The 9,705-nt window shown below is 54.6% G+C and carries 10 protein-coding genes; 3 read left to right on the top strand and 7 right to left on the bottom strand.

Annotated features, from left to right (window positions below):
- The 3 genes from BVC71_RS14390 to BVC71_RS14380 all read left to right on the top strand — a co-directional run.
- A partial coding sequence (locus tag BVC71_RS14390) for a thiamine pyrophosphate-dependent enzyme (protein ID WP_240516873.1) occupies nt 1-777 on the top strand: 777 nt, incomplete at its 5' end.
- A gap of 1 nt (nt 778) precedes the next feature.
- The gene (gene iolB / locus BVC71_RS14385) at nt 779-1,573 is read left to right on the top strand and encodes a 5-deoxy-glucuronate isomerase (RefSeq protein WP_086452395.1); all 795 of its coding nucleotides are present in this window, start codon (nt 779-781) and stop codon (nt 1,571-1,573) included.
- Entirely contained in the window at nt 1,573-2,349 is a 777-nt protein-coding gene (locus BVC71_RS14380; protein WP_086452394.1) for a TIM barrel protein, read from the top strand. The genes iolB and BVC71_RS14380 overlap by 1 nt, the downstream gene beginning before the upstream one ends.
- Nucleotides 2,350-2,390: 41 nt before the next feature.
- On the opposite strand, the gene BVC71_RS14375 is transcribed toward BVC71_RS14380, so the two are convergent.
- Genes BVC71_RS14375 through rhaS form a run of 7 tightly spaced genes read right to left on the bottom strand, consistent with a single transcriptional unit; the run spans nt 2,391 to nt 9,704 of the window.
- Nucleotides 2,391-3,536 carry an alpha-hydroxy acid oxidase gene (locus BVC71_RS14375; protein WP_086452393.1) on the bottom strand — a complete coding sequence of 382 codons (1,146 nt, stop codon included), beginning with the start codon at nt 3,534-3,536 and terminating at the stop codon, nt 2,391-2,393.
- Nucleotides 3,536-4,879: an FGGY-family carbohydrate kinase gene (locus BVC71_RS14370; protein WP_086452392.1), complete on the bottom strand. Its 1,344-nt coding sequence runs from the start codon at nt 4,877-4,879 to the stop codon at nt 3,536-3,538. The genes BVC71_RS14375 and BVC71_RS14370 overlap by 1 nt, the downstream gene beginning before the upstream one ends.
- A complete protein-coding gene (gene rhaM, locus BVC71_RS14365) occupies nt 4,876-5,190 on the bottom strand; it encodes an L-rhamnose mutarotase (protein WP_086452403.1) in 315 nt (104 codons plus the stop codon). The genes BVC71_RS14370 and rhaM overlap by 4 nt, the downstream gene beginning before the upstream one ends.
- Entirely contained in the window at nt 5,190-6,173 is a 984-nt protein-coding gene (locus BVC71_RS14360) for an ABC transporter permease (RefSeq protein ID WP_086452391.1), read from the bottom strand. Before BVC71_RS14360 ends, rhaM begins: the two co-directional genes overlap by 1 nt.
- Nucleotides 6,170-7,147 carry an ABC transporter permease gene (locus tag BVC71_RS14355; RefSeq protein ID WP_086452390.1) on the bottom strand — a complete coding sequence of 326 codons (978 nt, stop codon included), beginning with the start codon at nt 7,145-7,147 and terminating at the stop codon, nt 6,170-6,172. Before BVC71_RS14355 ends, BVC71_RS14360 begins: the two co-directional genes overlap by 4 nt.
- Nucleotides 7,148-8,662, bottom strand: coding sequence for a sugar ABC transporter ATP-binding protein (locus tag BVC71_RS14350; protein WP_086452389.1), 1,515 nt, complete (start codon nt 8,660-8,662; stop codon nt 7,148-7,150). It lies immediately after the preceding gene.
- 49 nt (nt 8,663-8,711) lie between these two features.
- Nucleotides 8,712-9,704 carry a rhamnose ABC transporter substrate-binding protein gene (gene rhaS, locus BVC71_RS14345; RefSeq protein WP_086452388.1) on the bottom strand — a complete coding sequence of 331 codons (993 nt, stop codon included), beginning with the start codon at nt 9,702-9,704 and terminating at the stop codon, nt 8,712-8,714.
- Nucleotide 9,705: the final 1 nt, after the last annotated feature.

Below are 9,705 nucleotides of genomic sequence, written 5' to 3'. Positions count from 1 at the left end.
GCTTGTGATCCTGAACAGCGGATCGATTGGCTGCGCGCGGTGGATGCCTATTGCGCACGCCCTGATGATCAGGACGCGAAACCAACCGACGGTCAGGTGATCGGCGCCGTTCAACGCGCGACCGACGACAGCGCGATTGCGATGTGCGCAGCAGGCACCATGCCAGGCGCATTGAAACTGCTCTGGCAGCCCAGCCAAGGCGGATACCACATGGAATACGGCTATAGCTGCATGGGCTACGAAGTTGCTGGCGCATTGGGCATCAAACTGGCTGCGCCAGAACGTGACGTGATCTGCTTTGTCGGGGATGGATCGTACATGATGGCGAACGCGGAACTGGCGACGGCCGTCATGCGCCGCATTCCGTTCACCGTCGTTCTGACCGACAACCGCGGCTACGGCTGTATCAACCGTCTGCAAACCATGGGCTGCGGCGGCGAGCCGTTCAACAACATGTACGTTGATTGCAACGTCGAAGTTCAGCCAGAAATCGACTATGTCATGCACGCAGCATCGATGGGCGCGCATGCGGTCAAAGCGGCGAACACCGACCAGCTCGAGGCCGAGATCAAAGCGGCGCGGACCCGCAACATCCCAACCGTGATCGTCATCGACACAATCGCCAAAGACTTCCCCGGCACCGGTATCGAAACCACCGCCGGCGAACACGGATACTTCTGGGACGTCGCCGTACCCCAAGTCTCCGAACGTCAAAAACAACGCGACCGCTTCGCCGAATACCTAAACCAAATCTCTAATCAATCGCTGGTGAACTGATATGGCAGATCTTCTGAAAAAACCGTTCGGTACACATGGTAAAGTCCACGAAATCACCCCGCAGTCCGTGGGGTGGCGCTATGTTGGATTTTCGCTGTACCGTTTGCGCGCAGGTGAAACCATTGCCGAGGCAACGGGGTCGAACGAGGCCATTTTGGTCATGGTCGAAGGCAAAGCCACGATCAACGCAGCCGGTGAAAACTGGGGCGAATTGGGCGAGCGGATGAACGTCTTTGAAAAGACGCCGCCGCACTGTCTGTACGTGCCAAATGACGAAAACTGGGATGCGACAGCGACCACGGATTGCACCATTGCGGTCTGTCTGGCCCCTGGTAAATCCGGCCACAAGGCCCGCAAAATCGGACCTGACGGCATCACCCTGACCCAGCGCGGCGAAGGTGTGAACACGCGCTACATCAACAACATTGCGATGGAAAACGAAGACTATTGCGACAGCCTGCTGGTGACCGAAGTATTCACACCGGCTGGTCACTGGTCGTCGTTCCCAAGCCACCGCCATGATGAGGATGATTTCCCGAACATCACCTATCTAGAAGAAACCTATTACCACCGGATCAACGCCGAGGGTGGTTGGGGCATTCAGCGCGTCTACACGGACGATCTGACCCTGAATGAAACCATGGCTGTCTATGACGGTGATGTGGTCTGCGTGCCGCGCGGCCACCACCCCTGCGGTGCGCCGCACGGGTTCGAGATGTACTATCTAAACGTCATGGCCGGACCACTGCGCAAATGGCGTTTCATCGCCGCCCCTGAAGTCGAACATTTGATGTGATGATACGCGCGCTAAACCAGAAAACCTGTCGTACACTGTCGTTTCCAGACTATCTGGACATAGCAGTTGCGACCGGTTGCGGCGGTATCGAGGTTCGGAATGACCTCGGTCGCCCGACTTTCGATGGGATGGACCCTGCAAACGCAAAGGCGCTGATCGCTGAAAAAGGTCTGCGCCTATTCGGTGTGTCCGAGGTTTACGGTTTCAACGTTTGGTCTGAAGAAATCGCTCAACAGATCACCGATTTGGCGCAGCTTGCAGAAGCAGCAGGCGCAGAAACCGTTTCGTTGATTCCAACCGTCGATGACCGACCCACATTGACCATACGCGAAACACTGCGGGAACTGATGCCCATTTTCCGCGGGCTATCTGTGAAACCTTTGATCGAACCGATCGGGTTTGAAACGTCATCAATCAAAGGCAAAGCGGATTTGGTCGCAGCGATTGATGAAGTCGCCCCAGAGATGTTCGCGATCGTACATGATACCTTTCAACACACAATTGCGAACGAGGATGAAATATACCCAGACCATACTGCTATGGTTCATATTTCAGGGATTTCAGATCCACAGTTGGCACTGGATTCAGCTGCAGATGCCCACCGCGTGTTTGTAAACCCTGATGACCGTTCCGCTGCGATCCCGCAAATACGGTCGTTTATCGAACGCGGTTACAAAGGCGCGTTTTCGTTCGAATGCACGGAACCTGCAGTGATTGATATCGATAATGGCGATCTAATTCGTGGATCGTTCGAATGGATCGAAAGCCAGATTTGATAGCCCGCCCCATTTGGGGCGGACTTTCACAAACATATCGATCAGCGGAACCGCAGCATATCGCGGTTTAGCTGGTCAATTGACGTACAGCCCATCAACTGCATATCCCGCACCAGTTCATCGCGCAGTTTTCCGACCGCGCGTTCGATTCCGGCCTGCCCTGCTGCGGCAAGTGGGAACAGATAGAACCGCCCAAGCCCAACTGCCTTTGCGCCCAACGCCAACGCCTTGAGCACATGTGTGCCACGCTGAATACCGCCATCAATCATCACGTCCATGCGGTCACCAACCGCCTGTACGATTTCATCTAATTGATCAAAGGCCGTCCGCGATCCATCCAACTGGCGCCCACCATGGTTAGACAAAACAATACCAGTACAGCCAATGTCTGCAGCACGGGTCGCATCATCGACGCTCATCACGCCTTTCAGACAGAACTGACCGTCCCATTCGCGCACCATTTTTTCGACGTCATCCCAATTCATAGACGCGTCCAGCATATCATTCAGATATTTGCCGATGCTAACGGGATCACCTTTGATGTCGATATGCTTTTCCAACTGGGGAAGACTGAATTTTTCATGGGTGACATAGTTGATCCCCCACTGCGGTTTCAGAACAAAATCCAACATTCCGCGCATGTTCAGGCGCAGCGGGATAGAAAATCCTGTCCGTAGATCACGTTCGCGATTGCCGCCAGTGATCGTATCTACGGTCAGCATCATCACCTTGATGCCATTATTTTTCGCAGCCTGCATCATCGCAGAATTCAGTCCTCGATCTTTGTGGAAATAGAACTGATAGCACTGCGGGTTTGAATGTTTGGCAGCCAATTCTTCCATCGCGACGGTGCCGATGGTGGAAACCCCAAACATCGTTCCGAATTTTTCCGCTGCCGCTGCTGTTGCCCGTTCACCCTGATGATGGAAAAGACGCTGCAAAGCAGTTGGCGACAGATACACAGGTAGATCGATTTTCTGCCCCATCACGGTGGTAGACAAATCCACGTTTTCGACACCGCGCAAAACATTCGGAACCAAATCGACGCGATCAAAGCTGGCGGTGTTTTCCCGAAGTGTCAGTTCATCATCCGCACCGCCCGCAATGTAGTTGTACAAAGGCGACGGCAAACGGCGCTTTGCCAGTTTTTGGAAATCGTGAAAGTTATGGCAACTTGAAAGACGCATCAGCTTTCCTTTAGCAGTCGAGCCCATTCTAGGGCGTATCGCGTAAATCTATCATCAACTGGGCTGGTGATTGGACTGGTTTCTGGGCTTTTCGGACTATCCATAGCCAATAACGCAGCGCCTACACTAGTCCCCGTTGCCGAGGCGGCAATGCGAACATTTGAGCGCAGCGCCGCAAGCATTTGTAGATAATCATCGTTGCGACCAAACGGACCTTCAACGATCACATCTCCGGTCGCATTGATCAGCGACAAACAGGTGTCCGTCATCAGGGCAAGGTAATAAGACAGCGCGATCATTTCCTGACCGGCAGTCGCGGGTTTCACGGACCACTTCATTTTTCGGCCCATGAATGGCCCTGAGGTTGGTTCAACGGCTGGCAACAGATGGATACCGTTTAAAACAGCCTCTCGATCAGCATCCGAAGTGGTAATGTCGCGGCCCGCGCTGATCAGTTCAAATTCGCGCCCGCCCATAAAACGGGCCGTTGGAACAGCGTTTCCCAACGCGTTCACATTGATCAACGTATCACGGGTCGGGTCCAGCTCGGGAACAGTATCGCCCATCGACATACAAACCACCCAAGTGCCTGTCGACACGACACTAAATGGCCCCTTCGCGCCTAACAGATACGGATACAAAGACGCGTTTGAATCGTGAATGCCGCAGACGACGGGTGTTGAGGCTGAAATGCCCGTTTGTTCAGCAATCGCTGGCAAAATGGTGCCCAATATGTCAGTAGATTTTCGTGCTGGTGCAATCAGATCAGCGATCCCCAAATCGTTTACCAACTGTGAATATTGGCCGCTATGCGGATTCCATAAATCAGTATGACAGCCCAGACTTGTCACATCAGTCGCGACCTGACCCGTCAAACGAAAACCCCAATACTGCGGGTAGGTTACTATAGACGCAACGCGATCACGCAAGGTTGGATCGCTTGTGAACAACCAATGCAACTGCGCCCCAGCGTTTAACCCCATTGATAATCGCGGTGATCCAGTTTCAGAAAATTCAGGACGCAGGACATCATAACCCGTGGGGTCCAAGCCGCCGAATTCGTAATCCAGCATCGGGATGGCCTGTCCATCGTGATCAATCAACGTGACCGCCGCGCCGTGCGTGGTAACGCTGATTGCATCGACACCATGCTGCGATTGGAATTTTCCCAAAGCGTCAACGAAAAAGGCCCAATGCCCTTCCAGATCAAAATGAGGATATGGTCCATCTGTCAAAACACGGTTTGGACGAGTGACAACTGCGATTTCTTCCAAGGTCGTACTGTCAACCAACGCCAGTTTTGCGTTGGTTTTGCCGACATCAATGACAGCGATATGGGTCATGGCATGTGAAAGACGTTGATCAGCGACGTCGCGACCGGTTCGTTATTATCATGGATTACCATGATGTCTGCCATATGCGCCCACCATTTTTGCATAACAGGGTGGTTTGGCAGGTCATCCATCCCGTGATCATCCGTGCGCCATAGAACACCAAACAAGACATTCGTGTCCGCATCCAAATGGATCGAATAATCCGACACACCCGCCTGTTTCAGAAGGTCCACCAATTCGGGCCAGATTTCATCATGGCGACGTTTATACTCGTCCAACTGACCGTCATGCAGCTGCATTTTGAACGCAAATTTCTGCATTACTTCCTCCACATCGCCCATAGGCGCGGCAAGGCGATGACGCCAATCAACAGCGCGCCAATAAAGATCGACATGACGATGCCAGGGACGTTCAGCAAACCCAAACCAAAAGTCACCATGCCCATGACAAAAGCCGCGATCACGACGCCCGGAATAGACCCCGATCCGCCCAAGATATTCACGCCGCCCAAAACGACCATTGTGACGACCTCTAGCTCCATCCCCAGTCCGATGGACGGACGAGTTGACCCCAGACGCGAAGTCAAACACACCGCCGCAACGCCCGACATCAGGCCCGTTAGGACGAACAGGATGAATTTGACGCGGTTGACGCGGATGCCTGAAAATAACGCGCCGGTCGCGTTATTGCCAATGGCATACACAGCGCGGCCAAAGTTGGTTTTGTGCAGCAAGACGCCATAGATAACGGCCAAAACTACGAAAAGCACAAATTCAAAGCTGATCACCCAAAACACGTATCCTTGCCCGAAAAAGGCAAAGTCGCGGGGATAGCCGCGGAACGCTTGATCGCCCAAAACGATATAGCTGATGCCGCGGAACAGGCTCATTGTGCCGATTGTCACAACGATGGACGGCAAGCCCATGACGGTGACCAAAATCGCGTTGAACGCGCCGCAGATCACACCGACGGACAGGCCCGTCAAAACGATAGTCAGCGTGGACACATCAAACTGCGCCACTGCGCCCATCGCGGTTGATGACAGCGCGATGATCGACGCGACCGACAAATCGATTTCACCCGCCACGATCAACAACGCCATGGCAAAGGCTATCATCGCCTTTTCCGTGAAATTGAATGTCGCGTCAGACAGGTTCCACGCGTTCAGGAAATAGGGGGACGCGAAACTATTCGCGATGAAAATCCCGATGGCGACCGCCAGCAGCAGGCTTTCCCAGCTTTTGATCCGTTTTTGAAACGGCGATTGCAGACGGTCGGGAATGATACGTTCGACGTGGCTCATTGGGTGGCCTCTGCTTTTTTCAGGATGATGCGGCCTTTGGTGCGACCGGCACGGGTGTTCACAGCGATGGCGATGATGATCGCAGAACCAGAGATCGCCATTTGCCAAAACGGACTGATATTCACGACGGGCAGCGCATTTTTTATCACGCCCAAGAACAAAGCGCCCAATACGGCCCCGCCAATGGACCCGATCCCGCCCGATATCGCGATCCCGCCGATAACGCAGGCGGCGACCACGTCCAATTCGAACCCCAGCGCGATATCGACATAGGCCACCGCATAGCGCGACACCCAAAGATAGCCGACCAATCCCGCCAAAGCGCCGGAAAAGGTGAACGCCCAAAACTGTGATTTACCAACGTTGATCCCAGTATAAACCGCCGCATGCGGGTTCCCGCCCACAGCATAGAAGGACCGGCCCAGCGTGGTGCGCGTAATGATCGTAAAGAAAATTACGGTCATCAAAATAGCAATCCAACTTAGCATCGGCAGGCCCAGAAATTCGGCGCGCGGGAACGCCTTGAACGCGGGGGACATTTCGTGGGAATTGACCCATTTTCCGTCCGAAATCAGGAAAATAATGCCGCGATAAATGGTCATCGTGCCCAGTGTCACAACGATTGGCGGGATATCCAATTTCCACACAAGCACGCCGTTGAACGCGCCCAAAACCGCGCCCAATCCGATCGCCACGGCGATAATCACAACAACGGGGACGCCTGGCGCGGCGACGTTGATCATCGCGCAAACCATACCCGTTAGCGCCAGATTGGCCGCAACCGACAGGTCGATACATTTGGTCAAAATGACGATCATCTGCCCAATCGCCAATAGGATCAGCGGCGATGTGTCATTGAACACCGCAACCAGATTTGATGGCGCGATAAACGCCGGAAAACGGGTCGCGACCAGACCCAGCAGCACGACAATCGCGGCTGTCAGGATCATTTCGCGAGATTTCAAAATATTCATCTACGCCTCCGCGATGCCCGCTGCGTGGCGGACCAGAGTTTCGGGGGTCATGTCATCGCCGGACACTTCGGCGGCGATGCGGCCTTCGCGCATGACGATCACGCGGTCGGACATGCCTAGGACTTCGGGAATTTCGGAACTGACCATGATGACAGCGAGCCCTTGGGACGCCAGTTCAGCCATGAAATCATGAACGGCGGCTTTGGATCCGATATCGATGCCTTTGGTCGGTTCGTCCAGAATGATGACTTTTGGCTTTGTTGCCAACCATTTAGCGATGACGACTTTTTGCTGGTTACCGCCAGACAGGTTGCCCACGGGCGTATCCAAGGACGCCGCCCGTAGATCCAAACGCTGGGTATATTCGCGCGCCATTGCGAATTCTTCGGCCAAACGGATGAACCCGTTTTTCGACGTTTTTTTCAATGACGCCAGCGATACGTTTTGAAAAATCGGCATGGGGCGAATGGCGCCCTGCAGACCGCGATCTTCGGGGACGTAAACGATGCCAGCCTCGACCGCCGCAGCGGGGGACCGGATGACGGTGATTTTGCCGTCGACTTTGGTCACGCCTTTGGACGGTTTGGTGATCCCGAAAAGGGACTGCATAAATTCAGACCGCCCTGCCCCGACCAGACCGTAGAAACCCAAAATCTCACCGCGGTGCAGTTTGAAATTGATGCCTTCGAATTCGGTCGGATGGTCATAGCCGACGACCTGCAACACTTCGGTGCCCAGCAGACTTTCGCGTTTAGGGAACACCTGATCGACGGACCGGCCCACCATCATCTGAACCAATTCGCCTTCGTTAATGTCGGCGATTTTGCCGTCGGCCACGAATTGGCCGTCACGGAACACGGTATAACGGTCGGCGATTTTGAAAATCTCGTCGAATTTGTGGCTGATAAACAGGATCGCCTTGCCCTGCGCTTTTAGCTGATCGACCAGATCATAGAGTTCGTGAATTTCTTTGTGCGACAGCGCAGCGGTGGGTTCGTCCATGATGACAACCCGAGCGTCGATCGACAAAGCCCGCGAAATCGCGACCAAATGTTTCGACGCGATGCCCAGATCACGCAGACGCGTTTGCGGATCGATGTCTGCGCCAATGCTGCGCAGAATTTCGGTCGCGCGGCGGGTTTGGGTTTTTGTGTCGATCAGACCCCATTTTGTTTTGGGCGCGTGCCCCAAAAATATGTTTTCGGCCACCGTCAGATCATCAAACAGGACGGTTTCCTGATGGATCGCGGTGATGCCGTGTGCGGCTGCGTCTTGGGCGGTAGGGAACGACACCTGTTCGTCGCCAACATAAATCGCGCCGCCATCGGGCTGATAGATGCCCGTCAAAATCTTAACCAGCGTGGATTTACCCGCGCCGTTTTCCCCGATCAGCGCAGTGACTTGCCCCGGATACAGGCCCAATTGCACCTGATCCAGCGCCTTAACGCCCGGAAATGTTTTGGTTATTCGGTCGAGCCGTAGAACAGGCGCGTCCGTTGAAGTGGTCTGTTGCATAGATCGTCCAATAGGTGGGCCGGCACCCATGATGCCGACCCTTGGGAGATTAGAAAATGTCGACGAAGTCAGCGATGTTCGATGCGTCGTAGACAAACGGATCGGCCATTGCGCCCGAGTTTGTGTCATCCAGCGTCACTTCGCCCATGCGGCCCATTGGGATGGATGCGCCTGGTTCTGCGGTCGCTTCGCCGGTTGCCAATGCGTGGGCAATCATGGTTGCCGAATAGCCCAGATCGATCGGGTTCCAGATCGCAAAGGATTTCGACGCGCCCGATTCAATCGCGCCAGCCATTTCCGATGGCAGACCCAAACCGGTGACGTTGATTTCACCCGCTTTGCCCGCATCCGCAACAGCCTGCGCCGCAGCCACAATACCAACCGAGGTAGGCGCGATGATCGCGTCCAGATCAGGGTAGGACTGCATCAGGCCTTGGGCTTCGCGATAGGATTTATCTGCAAGGTCATCGCCGTAAACGGTCGCGACGACTTCGATGCCGGGATAGTTGCCCATCACCTTGTTCATTTCGTCGATCCAGATGTTCTGGTTCGTTGCGGTCGCCGATGCGGACAGAACCGCGACTTCGCCGCCGTCTGGCAGGTGGTCAGCAGCCAGTTTGATGATCATGTTGCCGATCAGCGGGTTCGACGATGGGTTCAGGTGCATTTGGCGGCCTTCGGGGGCGACGCCGGAATCCCACGAAATAACGGTGATGCCGCGCTGCATCGCACGTGCCAGCGCAGGTGCAACAGCGTCAGGGTCGTTTGCAGAAATCGCAATCGCGTCAACGCCCTGAGCGATCAGGCTGTTGATCACTTCGATCTGGCCTTCGGCTGTGGTGTCGGTCGGACCGGTGTAAATGACTTCGACATCGCCCAGTTCGGCTGCGGCCTCTTCGGCGCCTTGTGCTGCGGCTTCAAAGAAACCGATACCCAACGCTTTGACGACCAGCGCGATGCGCATGTCTTCTGCTTGCGCAGCTGTACCTGTAAACGCAGCTGCAACAGCCACGGTCGACAGAATTTTCTTCATTACACTCATT

Origin of the sequence: Marivivens niveibacter, assembly GCF_002150005.2 — a bacterium.
Classification (GTDB): Bacteria; Pseudomonadota; Alphaproteobacteria; order Rhodobacterales; family Rhodobacteraceae; genus Marivivens; species Marivivens niveibacter.
Note: the sequence above shows the minus strand (reverse complement) of the source record. Positions and strands in the feature narration are given on the sequence as shown.

Bases quoted from the DNA above. Each gene is read 5' to 3' on its own strand.
- BVC71_RS14375 (WP_086452393.1), bottom strand. From the start codon at position 3,536: ATGCGTCTTTCAAGTTGCCATAACTTTCACGATTTCCAAAAACTGGCA.
- BVC71_RS14380 (WP_086452394.1), top strand. From the start codon at position 1,573: ATGATACGCGCGCTAAACCAGAAAACCTGTCGTACACTGTCGTTTCCA.
- BVC71_RS14360 (WP_086452391.1), bottom strand. From the start codon at position 6,173: ATGAGCCACGTCGAACGTATCATTCCCGACCGTCTGCAATCGCCGTTT.
- BVC71_RS14350 (WP_086452389.1), bottom strand. From the start codon at position 8,662: ATGCAACAGACCACTTCAACGGACGCGCCTGTTCTACGGCTCGACCGA.
- iolB (WP_086452395.1), top strand. From the start codon at position 779: ATGGCAGATCTTCTGAAAAAACCGTTCGGTACACATGGTAAAGTCCAC.
- rhaM (WP_086452403.1), bottom strand. From the start codon at position 5,190: ATGCAGAAATTTGCGTTCAAAATGCAGCTGCATGACGGTCAGTTGGAC.
- rhaS (WP_086452388.1), bottom strand. From the start codon at position 9,704: ATGAGTGTAATGAAGAAAATTCTGTCGACCGTGGCTGTTGCAGCTGCG.
- BVC71_RS14370 (WP_086452392.1), bottom strand. From the start codon at position 4,879: ATGACCCATATCGCTGTCATTGATGTCGGCAAAACCAACGCAAAACTG.
- BVC71_RS14355 (WP_086452390.1), bottom strand. From the start codon at position 7,147: ATGAATATTTTGAAATCTCGCGAAATGATCCTGACAGCCGCGATTGTC.